We start from the raw sequence: 16,492 nt of genomic DNA on the forward strand, positions 1-16,492 counted from the left end.
GCTACTCCTCGCTACTCCGCAGCCGCACATTCCCGTCGTGTGCGGTGATGCGGCCACGTAACAGTGTGGTCGTGACCCGTGCGGGCAATGTCATCGACTCGTACGGAGTGTTATGCGCGACACTCGCCAGGTCTGGGCCGTGGACCGTCCACTCGGCCGACGGATCGACCAATGTCAGGTTGGCGGGCTCCCCCACCTCGATGGGACGGCCTTGATCGTCGAGTCCGACGATCGCCGCCGGGCGCTCGCTCATGACCCGCGCAACACCGCGCCAGTCCAACAGGCCGGGCTGAACCATCGTCTGCACGATGATCGAGAGCGCGGTCTCGAGGCCGAGCATTCCGGGGCGGGCGGCCGCGAATTCGCAGCACTTGTCCTGCTCGGCGTGCGGAGCATGATCGGTGGCCACGCAGTCGATGATGCCCTCGGCCAGACCCTTGCGCAGGGCAGCAACATCGCTGGCCTCACGAAGTGGCGGGTTGACCTTGTTGATGGCGTCGTACGTCTCGAGACGTGAATCATCGAGGAGCAGGTGATGCGGGGTGACCTCGGCGGTGATCGAAATCCCTTGGCTGCGAGCCCACTTCACGAGTTCGACGGTTCCGGCGGTGGATGCGTGGCAGATGTGAACGCGGGCGCCGGCGTCACGCGCGAGCAGTGCGTCACGGGCCACGATCGATTCTTCGGCTGCTCGCGGCCAACCGGCCAGGCCGAGACGCGCGGCCGTGGGGCCCTCGTGGGCGACCGCACCGACCGTCAAACGCGGTTCTTCCGCGTGCTGCGCGATCAGGACGCCCAGTGAGCTGGAGTATTCGAGCGCGCGACGCATGATCAGTGGGTCGTAGACGCAGTGACCGTCGTCGGAGAACATCTTGACCTTGCCGACGCCTGCCGCCATGGTCGCCATCTCGGCGAGCTGCTTGCCTTCCAGGCCTGCGGTGACTGCGCCGACGGGGTGGACGTCGACGAGGCCGACTTCCTGTCCGCGTCGCCAGACGTGATCGGTGATGACCACCGAATCGGCGACGGGGCTCGTGTTCGCCATCGCGAAGACCGCGGTGTATCCACCCAGAGCGGCCGCGGAGCTTCCGGTTTCGATGGTCTCGGTGTCTTCGCGACCAGGCTCACGTAGATGGGTGTGCAGGTCCACGAAGCCGGGAAGCAGGATCTGCCCGCCGGCATCGATCACCTCGGATGCCGTGGCCGGATCGAGGTCCACGCCGATCTCGAGGATCGTGCCGTCGCCGACGAGGACGTCGGTGGGCTCACCTTCTCCGTAGATCAGGACTCCGCGGAGCAGGACACTCACGGGTGATTCTCCGTTCTCGTTTCTGGTCACAGCGCACCGTCCTCCGACCCGACCAGCAGTCGGAACAAGACAGCCATGCGCATGTGTACGCCGTTGGTAACCTGTTGCAGTACAGCAGTTTTCGAGGAATCGGCGACGGCGGATGCGATCTCCATGCCGCGCAGCATCGGACCGGGGTGCAAGACCACCGCGTAGTCGGCCAGCATCGCCAGTCGCTTCTCGGACAGGCCGTAGTTGATCGAGTACTCGCGCTGCGAAGGGAAGAAGCCGCCGTTCATGCGTTCGGCCTGAACCCGCAGCATCAGCACCGCGTCGAGTCCGGGCAGTTCGGCGTCGAGCGAATGCGAGACCGTGACCGGCCACGTGTGCGCGCCGACCGGCAGCAGTGTCGGAGGCGCCACCAAGACGACCTCCGCGCCGAGCATCGAGAGCAGCAGCGCGTTGGACCGGGCCACACGGCTGTGCAGAATGTCGCCGACGATCGCGATCCGCTTGCCCTCGATGTCGCCGAGGCGCTGGCGAAGGGTCAAAGCGTCGAGAAGCGCCTGAGTTGGATGCTCATGCGTGCCGTCACCTGCGTTGATGACTGCCGGGCCACCGTCGTCGGCCGCTCCGGTCCACTTGGCGATCTGATGGGCGGCACCCGAAGCCGGATGCCGCACGATGAGGGCGTCAGCACCGGCCGCGCGCAGGGTCATCGCGGTATCGCGCAGGGATTCGCCCTTGGACACCGAGGAACTCGATGCGCTGACGTTGATGACGTCCGCGCTCATCCACTTACCGGCCACCTCGAAGGACACCCGGGTGCGCGTCGAGTTCTCGAAGAACACCGTCATGACCGTGCGTCCGCGCAGCGTCGGGAGTTTGCGTACTTCGCGGCCCAGCAGCGCCTGCTCGAAGCGTTCTGCCTCGTCGAGAAGTTCTACCGCGGACTCACGATCGAGGTCCGCGATGGAAAGAAGGTGCTTCACGCGCTCTTACCTCCGGAGATGACTACCGCTTCCCTGCCGTCGTGTTCCTGGAGGAGAACCTTGACGTCTTCTGACCTCGCGGTCGGGACGTTCTTGCCGACGTAGTCGGCGCGCAGCGGCAGTTCGCGATGACCGCGATCGACCAGCACTGCGAGTTGGACGGCCCGGGGGCGACCGAGATCGCGCAACGCATCGAGGGCGGAGCGCACGGTGCGACCGGAGAAGAGGACATCGTCCACCAGGACGACCAGAGCATTGTCGACGCCACCTTCGGGGACGGACGTGCGCTCGAGCGGGCGATGCGGCTTGGTGCGGAGATCATCACGGTAGAGCGTGATGTCGAGAGATCCGATGGGAAGACGCACACCGGAGAATTCTTCGATCTTGGCGCGCAGTCGCGTGGCGAGGGTGGTTCCGCGCGTCGGGATGCCGATCAGGACCACACGAGGGGCTGTTCCCTCGGGTCCGTCGAGTGCGGTTTTCTCGATGATCTCGTGAGCGATCCGCGCGATGGTCCGGCCCACATCCTGGGCGGACAACAATTCACGGGTCTCACTACTTGCCTCGGCACCAGCGGATGCCTTGGCGCTGCCTGGACCTGCAAGATCGGATGGGCGAGACCCTTCGGGCACGCTCATACAGCGACCTCCTTCTCCGCCTCACTGGACGGATCGTTAAAGGATGTCTGACGGTCCCCACCCTATCAGCCGACAGACCTGATCCCGCCGTGCGAGCAGCGACTTCGACCGGTTGTGTGCAGACACACAACGCGCACGGTGACACTCGCACGGCGGTGGTGGAACAGAACTTGCTACTCGGTACCCGAATCCGATTCCTGCGCGCGCTGCGAGGTCGCAGCTGCAGCCGATCGAACCTGCGGCGCAACGAGAACGACCTGACCGAGGATTCCGTTGACGAATCCCGGAGAGTCGTCCGTCGAGAGCTGCTTCGCGAGTTCGACGGCCTCGTCCACGGCGACAACCGGCGGAACGTCCGTCGCATGGAAGAGCTCCCACACGGCGATACGCAGAATCGCACGGTCGACGGCGGGCAGACGCTCGAGCGTCCAATCCTGCAGATGCGAGGAGATGACCTGATCGATCCGGTCCAGATTCTCCGCGACGCCGGACACCAACGTGACGGTGTAGGCCGCGACGGGTGCTACCGCGTCGTCCTTGACGGACAGATCGGAACGCTCCGATGCGAGCGCGACCGGATCGAGGTCACGTGCCTCGGCTTCGAAGAGGAAGTCGACGGCACGCTTGCGCGCCTTGTGGCGTGCACCGAGTTTCTTATGTGTGCCGGACACTCAGGAATTCACACGCCCGAGGTAGTTGCCGTCACGGGAATCGACCTTGAGCTTGTCACCGGTGTTGATGAAGAGCGGCACGTTGATCTCGGCACCGGTCTCGAGGGTGGCAGGCTTGGTGCCGCCGGTGGAGCGGTCGCCCTGCAGGCCCGGATCGGTGTGCTTGACGACGAGCTCGACCGTGACCGGAAGCTCGACGAAGAGGGGAACGTCTTCGTGGGTCGCGACCTGGACGGCCATGTTCTCGAGCAGGAAACGCGACTGGTCGCCGACGGTGGATTCACTGATCGACACCTGGTCGTAGGTGTCGCCGTCCATGAAGATGTAGTCGCTGCCGTCGTGGTACAGGTAGGTCATGTCACGACGGTCGACCGTGGCGGTCTCGACCTTCACACCGGCGTTGAACGTCTTGTCCACTACCTTGCCCGAGAGCACGTTCTTGAGCTTGGTGCGCACGAAGGCAGGGCCCTTGCCGGGCTTGACATGCTGGAACTCGATGATCGTCCACAGCTGGCCTTCGATCTGCAGAACCAGACCATTCTTGAAATCACTGGTGGAAGCCACTTGCTTCGCGTCTCCTAGGGGTCGGGAAACCGTCTCAGACGACGGTAAGGTCTTTTGCGGTCAGTGTGAGCAGCTCTGGCCCCTGCTCACGAACAACGAGCGTGTCCTCGATCCGTACACCTCCGCGCCCGGAGAAGTACACGCCCGGCTCGACGGTCACCGCCGCGCCGGAAAGAAGTGTACCGGTGCCGAGCTTGCCGATTCCCGGTGCTTCGTGGATTTCGAGGCCGACACCGTGGCCGAGGCCGTGCAGGAACAACTCGCCGTAGCCTGCATCGTCGATCACCGAACGGGCGGCGGCGTCCACGGCCGCACATTCGACACCCGGAGCGAGGGCATCGCAACCGGCAGCTTGTGACCGCGCGACGAGTTCGTAAATCTCCCGTTGCCAATCGGAAACGGACTCGAGCACGTACGTCCGGGTCATGTCCGAGTGGTACCCACCGACCTGTGCGCCGAAGTCGAGTTTCACGAAGTCGCCCGACGCCAGGATCGCGTCGGTCGGTCGGTGATGCGGAATCGCCGAGTTGACGCCTGCCGCCACGATCGTCTCGAAGGAAATACCGTCTGCGCCGTTGTCGAGCATCAGGTTTTCCAGTTCACGACCGACCTCTCGTTCGGTTCGGCCAGGTCGCAGACCGCCGCGAGCGATCAACTGCGCCAACGCGGCATCGGCTGAAGTGCATGCGGCGCGCAACAACTCCACCTCGTGCACGTCCTTGACCATGCGCAACTGTTCGACGAGTCCACTCACCGGTTCGAACCGGATCTTCGGTGCTGCCTCGGTCCATGCGCGATGTTCGGCGAACGTCGCGACGTGTGACTCGAACGCGAGAACGGGCATCGTCGACTTCTCGATCAAGTGCGCAGCACTCGAACGGGCGATTTCAGCGCGCAGGTCCGGAACCTGCTCCGCCACCTGCGTCACGTAACGACCGTCGGTGCAGATCACCGTCGCGCGTTCGTCGGACTCCGAATCGGACGCACTGACGACGAGCGCAGCATTGGAACCGGTGAAACCGGTGAGGTACCTGATATTGAGGAGATCTGTGACGAGAATCGCGTCGAGTTCGCGCTCCGCGAGGAGGCGTCTGAGGGATTCACGGCGTGTTCTGAAGTCGACCGGCATCCCTCGAACCTACCGCCCTCGCAGACCTGCCGATCAACTCGAAACTCACGGTTACAGCAATAAGTGTGGGTTAGGCCACAAGGTGTAATGGGTTCTAGTTAGGCTGTACCCATGAATGCGTGGTTGGTACGTGGCCTCGGCATGGCCCTGATACATGTTGTGTTTCGTGCGTTGCTCGGTGCAGCAATCGCACAGTGGCCACTTCAGGGGTCCACCCTGCGCTGGCTGTCCCTGTTGATCGTCATCGTCTTCGCCGCGATCTGGGGTGGTATCGACGGCATTCGCGACCGCCGAAACTTCCCCGAACCCGAGGACGGCGCCGATCTGACCATGCTGTGGCTCAAAGCTGCTTTGGTCGGCGGATTCGTCGCCGGCGCTGCCAGCTGGGCACTCAGCCTGGTCCCCTCCCTCGAACTCACTCAGCAGGGCTTGTTCTTCGAGGTGACCTCCGGTGCGGCGTTCACGATCCTTCTCATCTTCGTCCCTGCCATGATCGCCATCACCGTCGGACGTTTCTTCGTCAGTCGTGAGCAGCGCAAGAATGGAACCGCTCCGCAGACCCCGTCCCACGAGCGTCACCACGAACCGGTGCCCGTCAGCGAGGGCTACGACTCCCCCACCGAGCAGCACGCATACAGCGGAGCCGCCATGTCCGTCGAGGAATCCGACGCCGATACCGCGGTCTTCCCAGCGATCGATCTGGGCAAGCGCGAGCAGTAACGCCCGCCGTCTACACAATCGAATGCGGCCCCGAGGAAATTTTCCTCGGGGCCGCATTCGTGTGGTCGGCTTTTCGACTTCCCTCGTTCAGCCTCGCTCGGCGAGGAACCTGATCGCCAGCGGATACGCGGCGACGCCGAGTCCGACGATCACGCCGGTCGCAATCGGACTCAGGTAGGAATGGTGCCGAAACTCTTCTCGCGCATGAACGTTCGAGATGTGCACCTCGACGAGACCTGCGGTCAGTTCGGCGCATGCATCTCGCAGGACCACCGACGTGTGCGTCAAGCCACCGGCATTGAGGATCACCGGTTCCCCCGCGTCCGCCGCGTCGTGGATCCAACCGAGCAGATCGCCTTCGTGATCGCCCTGACGGACGATCACCTCGACGCCGAGGTCCTTACCTGCCGCGACGCACAATTCGATCAGATCGTCGTGTGTGGTCGCGCCGTAGACCTCGGGCTGACGCTTACCCAGACGCCCCAGATTGGGTCCGTTGACGACGTTGATCCTCACAGCAGGACCGTTCCGCCGGCCGGCCTGGGATCACGGGCGATCGCGGAGTACGCCGCGACCAGCAGGCTCGGATCCGGCCCTTCGAGGCGGCCCGGCTTGGCGAGGCCGTCGAGGACCACGAAACGGAGTAACCCGGCACGGTTCTTCTTGTCGGTCTGCATTCCCTTCATCAGATCGCCGAACGCATCACCGTCGTACGACGTCGGCAGCCCGACGAGATCGAGGATCGACTTGTGACGATCGGCGGTGGCGTCGTCGAGTCGGCCCGCGAGCCGTCCGAGTTCGGCAGCGAAGACCAGGCCGACGGAGACAGCGGCACCGTGGCGCCACTTGTAGCGCTCACGACGTTCGATCGCGTGGCCGAGGGTGTGGCCGTAGTTGAGGATTTCGCGCAGATCCGACTCGCGCAGATCCGCGGCCACGACCTTGGCCTTGACCTCGACGGAGCGCCGAATCAGCTCGGGCAGAACAGTTCCCGACGGATCGAGAGCAGCCTTGGGATCGGCTTCGATGAGGTCCAGGATCACCGGGTCGGCGATGAATCCGGTCTTGATGACCTCGGCCATGCCTGCAACGATCTCGTTGTGCGGCACAGTCTCGAGCGTCGCGAGATCGATGAACACCGCTCCCGGTTCGTGGAACGAACCGACGAGGTTCTTGCCCGCTTCGGTGTTGATACCGGTCTTGCCGCCCACTGCTGCGTCGACCATCGCGAGCAAAGTGGTGGGGACGTGAACAACCTTGACACCACGCATCCACGTAGCCGCTACGAAGCCGGTGAGGTCGGTCGCCGCTCCCCCGCCCAAGCTCATGATCGCGTCGCTGCGAGTCAGGCCGATCCGGCCGAGCACGTCCCAGCAGAAGCCCGCGACGGCAAGATCCTTACCGTCCTCGGCGTCGGGGATTTCGATGCGGTGAGCGTCGATTCCCTTCTCCGCCAATGCAGCCCGTACAGCCTCCGCGGTCTCCGCCAGCGGCGGCTGATGGAAGATCGCGACAGTGCGCGCGCCGTCGAACTCGGCAACAAGGTCACCGAGCAGGCCGCGGCCGATCACGACCGGGTAGGGACTTGCGGTCTTCACCTCTACACGTACGGGTTCGGTCACTGCTCCACTACTCCGCTCCGGTTGTTCATTTGTCTTGAAGTTTCGACACCAATTGCCCGACGACACGCGCCGGGCTTCGGCCGTCGGTCCGAATCCGAATCGTGGCCGAACGCCGGTACAGCGGACGACGACGCCTCATCAGCTCCTGGTACTTGACCTTGGGATCTCCGCCGGCCAGCAGCGGACGATGATTGTTCGCCCCCGTGCGGCGAAGCCCTTCGGCGACACTGATCTCCAGGTAGATGACCGTGTGACCCTGGAGCAGTTCGCGCGTGCGATCGGACAGGATCGCACCACCGCCGAGCGAGACGATTCCGTCGGTGGCCTGCAACGCGTCGCGAACCACCGATTCCTCGATCTCACGAAACCGAGGCTCTCCGTCATGGGTGAAGATCTCCGGGATCGTTCTACCCGTGGTCCGTTCGATCTCGGCGTCGGTATCGACCAATTCGAGTTCGAGTGCCTGCGCGAGACGTCGACCGATGGTCGATTTGCCGGCACCGGGCGGACCGATGAGTACAGCCTTCGGCTTCATCGATACGTGAGTCCTATCGAGGCGGTCGGGCTGCGATGCCCTCGGCGTAACGACGGTAGTTGGCAGTGGTTTCAGCAATGGAATCACCACCGAACTTTTCGAGTGCGGCCTGAGCCACGACAAGCGCAACCATCGATTCGGCGACGACGCCGGCGGCCGGAACCGCGCACACATCGCTGCGCTGGTGGATGGCAACCGCTTCCTCGCCGCTCTCCATGTCGACCGTCGCCAGAGCGCGCGGAACCGTCGAGATCGGCTTCATCGCGGCGCGAACTCGAAGGGCCTCACCATTGGTCATGCCACCTTCGATACCGCCTGCGCGGTTGGTGGAGCGCACGATGCCGTCCGGGCCCGGGCGGATTTCGTCGTGAGCCTCGCTGCCACGACGGCGCGCGGTCTCGAAGCCGTCACCGACCTCGACGCCCTTGATGGCCTGAATTCCCATGAGGGCAGCGGCAAGTCGTGAATCGAGACGCTCGGCGCCACTGACGAAGGTGCCGAGTCCGACCGGCAGCCCGTGGATGACGACCTCGACGACGCCACCGAGGGTGTCGCCGTCCTTCTTGGCCGATTCGATTTCGGCGATCATCGACTCTTCGGCGGCCTTGTCGAAGGCACGGACCGGGCTCGCGTCGATCGCGTCCAGATCCTTGCCCTCCGGCACGGGCCCGACGTAAGGCTCGGAAGCACCGATGGAAATAACGTGTGAAACGACCTCGGCACCGAATACCTGACGCAGGAACGACCGTGCGACTGTTCCGGCGGCTACACGGGCTGCGGTCTCGCGAGCGCTGGCGCGCTCGAGGACGGGACGCGCGTCGTTGAAGCCGTACTTGAGCATGCCGCTGTAATCGGCGTGACCGGGACGCGGGCGCGTCAGCGGAGCATTGCGAGCCTGATCGGCGAGCAGGTCCGGGTCGACCGGGTCGGCGGACATGATGGTTTCCCACTTGGGCCACTCGGTGTTGCCGATTTCGATGGCCACGGGGCCACCGAGCGTAAATCCGTGGCGGACACCACCGATGATGGTGACCTTGTCGGCCTCGAACTTCATCCGCGCGCCACGGCCGTAACCGAGTCGACGACGGGCAAGTTCGGACGAGATGGCCTCAGAGGTCACTTCGACCCCCGCGACCATGCCCTCGAGCATCGCGACGAGGGCGGGACCATGGGATTCTCCGGCAGTTATCCAACGCAGCACGCCGACCATCTTTCCACGTCGCGGACCTCAGTTGTCACAGTGGCCCTCCCGGTGAACACAGATGGCCCACACGCACGATACGTGTGGGCCATCTCAGAGGTTCCTGCGGGTCTAGAACAGGCGGAATCCTCCACCGTTGGCATTGATGTCAGCCAAACCGATGTTGATGTCCGCCGAGTTGTCGGGAGCATGGAACGGCGGCGGGAGCGGCTCGAAGCAGTACGGTTCGAAGCCGTTGCTGATCAAGCCCACCAGGCGATCGCCGACGACGAGTGGTCCACCGGAGTCTCCGGGAATCGAGCACGTGTGCTCGACAATTTCACCGTAGACGGAGTCGTAGCCCCAGGTGATACCGCACGTGTTGCCGGTCGAACGGCCTTCCTTGCACACGATCGTGCCCGGTGCAGGCGGAGCGCCGATTCCGTTGATCGTCGTGCCGCCGACGGTACGTAGCGGGGCTACCTTCGCGTCGTCGAGATCGATCACCGCGATATCCGAGACCGGACTCGAGTAGGAGAACCGACCGATGGGGCCGGCTTCGGGCAGGTATTCGGCGAACACCCGGTCCCCGACAACTCCGCAGTGTCCGGCGGTGAGTGCCACGAGCGAGCCGGCGTTGTCGTATCCGACCGCGGTCAACGTGCACGCCGCAACTTGCTCCGGATCGGAATGATCCACGTCCGGCAGCAGGATTCCTGAGCCCCCGCCCAGTGCCACCGACGAAGGTGCAGGCGCGGCGCCGGCGACGCCCGCCCCTGCAGCCACAGCCGCCAAACAGGCTGCCGCAGCGACGAAAAGCCTTGTGCGCATAGGTTCCCCCGATAATCGAGTGCGAAACGAGATTCGTTTTGTCCCATTTCCGAAGCCTCAGTCAACGTCAGGGAGTGGACATTCGGCAAGTCCGACTCGCCGCATACTGGGACTGCGCGCCTGCGATACCCGCCTTTATGAAACCGACGGTTACGTCTTTCCTGCAGATCACGGTCCGTCGTTGAACAGTCAATAACGCAAGGTTTTCCGCGGATGTTGCACTCGTCACGTCAACCAGGCAAACGCCGTCGAACCGCAGGCTGCCAGGCACATCGAGGGACCGTGCGCGATGGGCGAATTGTGGGCTACCGGCTCCGACTGTCGCCGGCCCAGTTTTCGCAGTTCGATCACGACACCCAGGGTTGCGGTGAGCACCGATGCAGACACCAACGACCACAGCCAGGCGTCAGCGCCCACCAATCCGGTCAGAGCGCCCAACGGAAGAGAGAGCTTCACATCGCCGAGACCCATGGAACCAGGCGACATCACGTGCGCCAGGAGGTGGATTCCGGCGAACAGTGCCGATCCCACTGCAGCAACCCACACCGTTCCCGACGCCGCCGCGTAGACCATCACGACGACGTAACCCGGCAGCGTGAAACTGTTGGGCAGCCGGCGCACGGCCAGGTCGACAGTCGAGATTGCGACGCACCACCACACCACGGCAAGACCTGAGATCAGTTGCACCACCGAGGTATTCAGTGCGCCGACGGCAACCCAACCTGTGGCGACACCGCACTGGGGCACACAACAGAGAGCCACGACTGGTCGATAACCGTGTCGTCGCAACCAACTGTCGACGATCGCCCGAGCACCGGCACCAGCGACTACCCCAGCGCCTGCCAAGACCACCAACGTCCACATGGTTTCGAGCTTGGTGTCTGGCGTTCACCAGCGGCACTCTACGAATCGCCTTGTGGACTACCTCGACACTGTGAACAGAGCTAAGCGATAGCGGCTGCCATCGCCTCTCGCGGAGCGGGCTTGCCCGTGAACTGCTCTACCTGCCCGAAGGCCTGATTGAGCAACATCTCGAGGCCACCGATCACCGTGCCACCAGCCGCCTCGACAACCGAAGCGAGTGGCGTCGGCCAGGGGTTGTAGATCGCGTCGAGGACAAATCGTGCCCTCCCCAGTTGCTGGGCGAAAGGCGCGGCCGCTTCTGCGGGAACGGTGCTGACCAAGACCGAGGATTCGGCACAGATCCCACCGAGTCGTGCGTCGTCGAAGGTGACCAGATCAATGTCCAACCCGACCGCGCCGCCGCATTCGACGGCCCCGGACGCACGTCCCGGATCACGCGCGACCACGGTGACTGCCCGAACTCCCATGTCGGCCAACGCGACCAATGCCGGCCGCGCGGTGCCGCCCGCGCCGACGACTACCGCCGAAGTGCCGCTGAGATCGCCGACGCCGCCGGCGATCAACGCACCGCTGACTCCGTCGACGTCCGTGCAGTCGGCACGCCAACCGCCCTCGATGCGAACCAAGGTGTTGGCCGAGCCGATGGTCACCGCTCGCGGTGTGCGTTCGGTGGCATAGTCGAGTGCTGCGATCTTGCCCGGCATCGTCACGGAGAGGCCGACCCATTCGGGGCCGAGTGAGTCAACGAGGGCAGGCAACTGCTCGCCGGTGCATTCGATCCGCTCGTAGGTCCAATCGCTCAGACCCAAAGCCTCGTACGCAGCAAGGTGCAGCAACGGCGACTTCGAGTGAGCGATCGGGCTTCCGAGAACTGCCGCCTTACGCGGCGTCGCGAGCGAAGTCGCGGTACTACCGTCCACTGTCGAGAATCCCACTTTGCTGTGCCAGTTCGATGTTGGCCAGATGCTCCTCGTAACTCTTGGTGAAGAGCGTCTGGCCTTCCTTGTTGATCGTGACGAAGTACAACCAGTCACCGGCCGCCGGAGATTCCACGGCCTTCAGCGCGTCGATGCTCGGTGAAGCAATAGGCGTCGCAGGCAGACCGGGCATTGCGTACGTGTTCCAGGGCGTGACGCGCTCACGGTCCGCATCGGTCGTGGCGACCTCGGTGGTGTCGAGTGAGTAGTTGACCGTGGAGTCGAACTGCAAAGGCTGATCGACTGCGAGTCGGTTGACGATCACCCGCGCGACCTTGGCCATGTCGCCAGGCAATGCCTCACGTTCGACCAGCGACGCTGCCACCAACAACTGGTACGGCGACATTCCGACTCCGCTGCCTGCTGTCAGGATCCCTGTGGCCTCGTACTTAGCGGCGCTGCCCTCGACCAACGAACGCAGGATCTCGGTCGGCGTCGCAGTGGGGTCGAAATCCCAACTGCTGGCGGCGATCAGGCCTTCGAGCTGACGGTCCTTGTCCGGCACGCTCTTGACCGACGACATCGCCCAGTCCGGCACGCCGAGCGAAGCCAGATCGGAAGACGCTCCCGCAGTGTTCAATTCGTCCGTCGAGACGCACTTCTGAGCGGAAACCGGGCCGACACAACTCGCCTCGGAAATGAGGTTGTAGATGCCCTTCTTGAGCGAGCCCGTCTGCGCGTCCGAACTGTCGTGCAGCTGACGCCCTTCGGCGATGACAACACTGCCGACTCGGGAGTCCGGGGCAACCAAACTGTCGAGTGCGCTCGCGGCACTACTCTGCACCGGCACCTGGTAGAAGCCGGGTTGTACCTTCTGGATCTCCGACGGATTGGCGATCGCAGCGTTGTAGAAAGCAGCGGAACTCGCGACGACGTTCTTCGCCTCCAGCGTCGCACCGATCTCCGATGCGGTTTCTCCACTGTTGATCTGGATGACCACGGGTGCGCCGCCCGGGCCGGCGAAGTCCTCCGCGGCCTTGTTGCGATCCATGTACCAGAGGGCACCGTAGGCACCGACACCGAGAACCGCGATCACCAACACCAGGAGAGCGAGAACACCAACCTTCTTACCTCGCTTGGCGCGCTTGTTGCGCGCTTCGCGTTGCTTGCGTGCCTCCGCTCGCGACATATGCGGCGGATCGATGTTCTGCGGCAACGCACGCATGACCATGGTCTCGTCGTTGTCGAAGTCGAACGAACTGGTGGGCCGGCTTCCGCCGCCCTCATCCCACCGCGCGTTCACAGATCGCCCCCCAGTGCAGCGTCCTTCGACGACTCCCCTGGTTTCACAGCTCTACTCCGCTCGTCCAGCCAGCCTTGCAGGATTTCCACCGCCGCAGCCTGATCGATCATCGGCCGCTGGCCACGTGCCTTGACTCCACTTTCGCGGAGGTTGCGCGCAGCCGTGACGGTCGTCAGTCGTTCGTCGGACAATCTCACCGGGATCGGTTCGACGGCCCGCTGCAGTCGTTTGGCGAATGCAGTCGCGATACCGGCGGCTTTACCTTGCTCACCGCGCAGCGTCTGTGGCAGTCCGACGATAACCTCAACGGCCTCGTATTCGGACACGATGGCGATAATGCGCCGGATATCCGGCGCGTCGGGCCCACGCTCCTTCGAGCGTGGAACCGTTTCCACCGGTGTCGCGAGGATGCCGTCGGGGTCGCTTGACGCGACGCCGATGCGAACACTGCCGACGTCGATGGCGATGCGCCGCCCGCGACCAGGATCGTCGATGCCGGGGCGATCGGGACCCTGCTGCGTAGCCACCACCGTCAGCTGCCGCCCGCCAGCTCTCCGACTCTGTCCCGGATCGCATCGAGCGCTGCCGGGATTCCGGCGGAGTCCGAACCCGAGCCCTGGGCCATGTCGGGCTTTCCGCCGCCGCGGCCACCGATCTTGGGACCGAAGGACGCGACAAGCTCGCCGGCCTTCACACCGAGACCCTGGGCTGCCTTGCTTGATGCGACCACGAACGGGACCTTGCCGTCGACGTCACCGAGGAGAGCTACAACGGCGGGTTCGGAGCCGAGTCGGCCCTTGATGTCCGTGACGAGGCTGCGCAGATCGTTGCCGCCGACTCCCGCGGGAGCAGGCTCGGCGATGACCAGGACGCTACCGATGCGCTTGGCCTTGGCGACGTACTCGCCTGCCGACGCCAGCACAGCCTTGGCCTTGGTCTGCTCGAGTTCCTTCTCGGCCACCTTGAGTCGCTCGACGAGCGCCTCGACGCGGGCGGGTACCTCTTCCGAAGGAACCTTCAGTGAGGAGGAGAGTCCGGCGAGGAGAGCGCGTTCCTTGGCGAGGTAGCGGTAGGAGTCCAAACCGACGTACGCCTCGACGCGTCGGATTCCGGAGCCGACCGACTGCTCACCGAGCAGCGTGACCTGACCGATCTGGGCGGAGCTTCCGACGTGAGTACCGCCGCACAGTTCCATCGAGAACGGACCGCCGATTTCGACGACACGAACCTCGTCGCCGTAGTTCTCACCGAAGAGTGCCATCGCACCCATCGCCTTGGCCTTGTCGAGATCCGTGACAAATGTGTTGACCGCGTAGTTGGACGCCACGGCTTCGTTGGTGAGTGCCTCGATGTCCTGCTTCTGGGAGTCGGACAGCGCGCCCTGCCAGGAGAAGTCGAAGCGGAGGTAACCCGGCTTGTTGAGCGAACCCGCCTGCACCGCGTTGGGGCCGAGCACCTGACGCAGCGCCGCGTGCACCATGTGGGTACCGGAGTGCCCCTGGGTTGCACCCTTGCGCCACTCGGCGTCGACGTGCGCGAGCACGACGTCGCCCTCGGTGATCTCGCCCTTCTGCACCGTCACCTTGTGCGTCCAGACCTTCTTGGCGATCTTCTGCACGTCGTTGACCTTGGCTTCGAGACCCGGCGCGGTGAGCGAACCGATGTCGGCGATCTGTCCACCGGACTCTGCGTAGAGCGGGCTGCGGTCGAGGATGACCTCGACGTCCTGACCGGCCTTCGCGACCGGCACGCGGACACCGTCGACGATCAGTGCGAGGACGTGAGCCTCGGAGACGAGCTCGTCGAAACCGGTGAACTCGGTGGCACCTCGATCGAGCAGTTCCTTGTAGACCGTGAGGTCCGCATGCGCGTGCTTGCGCGCTTGAGCGTCGTCCTTGGCGCGCTTGCGCTGCTCGGCCATGAGCGTGCGGAAGCCGTCTTCGTCGACGGTGAGACCGGCCTCGGATGCCATTTCGAGCGTGAGGTCGATCGGGAAGCCGTAGGTGTCGTGCAGTGCAAACGCCTGATCGCCGGCGATGACCGACTTTCCGGACGACTTGACCGTCTCGGCAGCATTCTCGAACAGGGCCGACCCCGAAGCCAGCGTCTTGAGGAACGCGGTCTCCTCACCGACGGCAACGTTCTCGATGCGCGTGAAGTCGGTTTCCAGAACCGGGTACGACGGCGCCATCGTGTCGCGGACGACGATCATGAACTCGCGCATGGTGGGCTGCTCGCTGCCGAGCAGTTTGGCCGAGCGCACGATACGACGCAGCAACCGGCGCAGGACGTAGCCGCGGCCGTAGTTGCCGGGGTTCACACCGTCGGCGATCAACATCGCGGCGGTGCGTGCGTGGTCGGCGATGACGCGGAAACGGACGTCAGAAGTGTGATCGGTCCCGTACACGCTGCCGGTCAGCTCGGCAGCCTTGTCGATGACGGGGCGGAGAAGGTCTGTCTCGTAGACGTTTTCGACGCCCTGCAGGAGGAACGCAACGCGCTCGACGCCCATGCCGGTGTCGATGTTCTTCTTCGGCAGCGGTCCGAGGATCGGGTAGTCGCCCTTGTTGGTGCCCTCGCCGCGCTCGTTCTGCATGAACACGAGGTTCCAGATCTCGATGTAGCGATCCTCGTCGGCTTCCGGGCCACCCTCGACGCCGTACTCGGCGCCGCGGTCGTAGAAGATCTCCGAGCAGGGGCCGCACGGTCCGGGAATGCCCATGGACCAGTAGTTGTCCTTCATGCCGCGGCGCTGGATGCGCTCTTCGGGCACACCGACCTCGTCGCGCCAGATCGAGAACGCTTCGTCGTCGTCGAGATAGACGGTTGCCCACAAGCGCGTGGGATCGATGCCGTATCCGCCGTCCTCGACCGAACCTGTCAGCAACTGCCAGGCGTGGGAGATGGCTTCCTTCTTGAAGTAGTCACCGAAGGAGAAGTTGCCCGCCATCTGGAAGAAGGTGTTGTGGCGGGTGGTGATGCCGACCTCTTCGATGTCCAGGGTGCGGACACACTTCTGCACAGACGTCGCGCGCGAGTAGGACGGCGTCTGCTGCCCGAGGAAGAACGGCACGAACGGAACCATGCCCGCGTTGACGAACAGAAGGTTCGGGTCGTCGAGAATCAGCGAGGCGCTGGGCACCTCGGTGTGGCCGGCCTTGACGAAGTGGTCGAGGAATCGCCTGCGGATCTCGTGGGTTTGCACTAACCGGTCCTTACCTTCAAGAGCGTCGAGCTA

The 16,492-nt window shown here is 64.2% G+C and carries 17 protein-coding genes; 1 reads left to right on the forward strand and 16 read right to left on the reverse strand.

The window, feature by feature from the left end; translation table 11 throughout:
* Window position 1: 1 nt before the first annotated feature.
* The 6 genes from H351_RS17945 to H351_RS17970 all read right to left on the reverse strand — a co-directional run bounded on the left by H351_RS17945 (window position 2) and on the right by H351_RS17970 (window position 5,282).
* A complete protein-coding gene (locus tag H351_RS17945) occupies window positions 2-1,309 on the reverse strand; it encodes a dihydroorotase (protein WP_003944990.1) in 1,308 nt (435 codons plus the stop codon).
* A gap of 26 nt (window positions 1,310-1,335) precedes the next feature.
* On the reverse strand, window positions 1,336-2,280 hold the full coding sequence (locus H351_RS17950; protein WP_029255328.1) for an aspartate carbamoyltransferase catalytic subunit: 945 nt from the start codon (window positions 2,278-2,280) through the stop codon (window positions 1,336-1,338).
* A complete protein-coding gene (gene pyrR / locus H351_RS17955) occupies window positions 2,277-2,918 on the reverse strand; it encodes a bifunctional pyr operon transcriptional regulator/uracil phosphoribosyltransferase PyrR (protein ID WP_020907698.1) in 642 nt (213 codons plus the stop codon). The genes H351_RS17950 and pyrR overlap by 4 nt, the downstream gene beginning before the upstream one ends.
* 173 nt (window positions 2,919-3,091) lie before the next feature.
* Window positions 3,092-3,589 (reverse strand): transcription antitermination factor NusB, encoded by a 498-nt coding sequence (gene nusB, locus H351_RS17960; protein WP_007728014.1) that lies wholly within the window; start codon window positions 3,587-3,589, stop codon window positions 3,092-3,094.
* Window positions 3,590-4,153: an elongation factor P gene (gene efp / locus H351_RS17965; protein ID WP_003944958.1), complete on the reverse strand. Its 564-nt coding sequence runs from the start codon at window positions 4,151-4,153 to the stop codon at window positions 3,590-3,592. It abuts the gene before it with no gap.
* Between the two features lie 34 nt (window positions 4,154-4,187).
* Window positions 4,188-5,282, reverse strand: a complete 1,095-nt coding sequence (locus H351_RS17970) for a M24 family metallopeptidase (RefSeq protein ID WP_029255327.1) — start codon at window positions 5,280-5,282, stop codon at window positions 4,188-4,190.
* Between the two features lie 111 nt (window positions 5,283-5,393).
* Between H351_RS17970 and H351_RS17975 the strand changes: the two genes are divergently transcribed.
* Window positions 5,394-6,002: a B-4DMT family transporter gene (locus tag H351_RS17975; protein ID WP_019748369.1), complete on the forward strand. Its 609-nt coding sequence runs from the start codon at window positions 5,394-5,396 to the stop codon at window positions 6,000-6,002.
* 87 nt (window positions 6,003-6,089) lie between these two features.
* Here the strand turns inward: H351_RS17975 and aroQ are convergent, their stop codons facing one another.
* The 10 genes from aroQ to alaS all read right to left on the reverse strand — a co-directional run bounded on the left by aroQ (window position 6,090) and on the right by alaS (window position 16,459).
* Window positions 6,090-6,518: a type II 3-dehydroquinate dehydratase gene (gene aroQ / locus H351_RS17980; RefSeq protein WP_029255326.1), complete on the reverse strand. Its 429-nt coding sequence runs from the start codon at window positions 6,516-6,518 to the stop codon at window positions 6,090-6,092.
* The gene (aroB, locus tag H351_RS17985) at window positions 6,515-7,624 is read right to left on the reverse strand and encodes a 3-dehydroquinate synthase (protein WP_020907694.1); all 1,110 of its coding nucleotides are present in this window, start codon (window positions 7,622-7,624) and stop codon (window positions 6,515-6,517) included. Before aroB ends, aroQ begins: the two co-directional genes overlap by 4 nt.
* 25 nt (window positions 7,625-7,649) lie before the next feature.
* Window positions 7,650-8,159: a shikimate kinase gene (locus tag H351_RS17990; protein ID WP_020907693.1), complete on the reverse strand. Its 510-nt coding sequence runs from the start codon at window positions 8,157-8,159 to the stop codon at window positions 7,650-7,652.
* Window positions 8,160-8,172: 13 nt separating this feature from the next.
* A complete protein-coding gene (gene aroC / locus H351_RS17995; protein WP_003944974.1) occupies window positions 8,173-9,360 on the reverse strand; it encodes a chorismate synthase in 1,188 nt (395 codons plus the stop codon).
* Between the two features lie 111 nt (window positions 9,361-9,471).
* Window positions 9,472-10,170, reverse strand: coding sequence for a S1 family peptidase (locus tag H351_RS18000; protein WP_020907692.1), 699 nt, complete (start codon window positions 10,168-10,170; stop codon window positions 9,472-9,474).
* A gap of 225 nt (window positions 10,171-10,395) precedes the next feature.
* Window positions 10,396-11,034: a prepilin peptidase gene (locus tag H351_RS18005; RefSeq protein WP_029255325.1), complete on the reverse strand. Its 639-nt coding sequence runs from the start codon at window positions 11,032-11,034 to the stop codon at window positions 10,396-10,398.
* Window positions 11,035-11,114: 80 nt separating this feature from the next.
* Window positions 11,115-11,954 carry a shikimate dehydrogenase gene (locus H351_RS18010; RefSeq protein WP_029255324.1) on the reverse strand — a complete coding sequence of 280 codons (840 nt, stop codon included), beginning with the start codon at window positions 11,952-11,954 and terminating at the stop codon, window positions 11,115-11,117.
* On the reverse strand, window positions 11,944-13,254 hold the full coding sequence (mltG, locus tag H351_RS18015) for an endolytic transglycosylase MltG (RefSeq protein WP_019748362.1): 1,311 nt from the start codon (window positions 13,252-13,254) through the stop codon (window positions 11,944-11,946). The genes H351_RS18010 and mltG overlap by 11 nt, the downstream gene beginning before the upstream one ends.
* Window positions 13,251-13,784 carry a Holliday junction resolvase RuvX gene (gene ruvX / locus H351_RS18020; protein ID WP_029255323.1) on the reverse strand — a complete coding sequence of 178 codons (534 nt, stop codon included), beginning with the start codon at window positions 13,782-13,784 and terminating at the stop codon, window positions 13,251-13,253. Before ruvX ends, mltG begins: the two co-directional genes overlap by 4 nt.
* A 2-nt stretch (window positions 13,785-13,786) precedes the next feature.
* Entirely contained in the window at window positions 13,787-16,459 is a 2,673-nt protein-coding gene (gene alaS, locus H351_RS18025; protein WP_019748361.1) for an alanine--tRNA ligase, read from the reverse strand.
* Between the last annotated feature and the right edge of the window lie 33 nt (window positions 16,460-16,492).

Source organism: Rhodococcus erythropolis R138 (assembly GCF_000696675.2).
In the GTDB taxonomy this organism is placed as follows: Bacteria; Actinomycetota; Actinomycetes; order Mycobacteriales; family Mycobacteriaceae; genus Rhodococcus_F; species Rhodococcus_F erythropolis.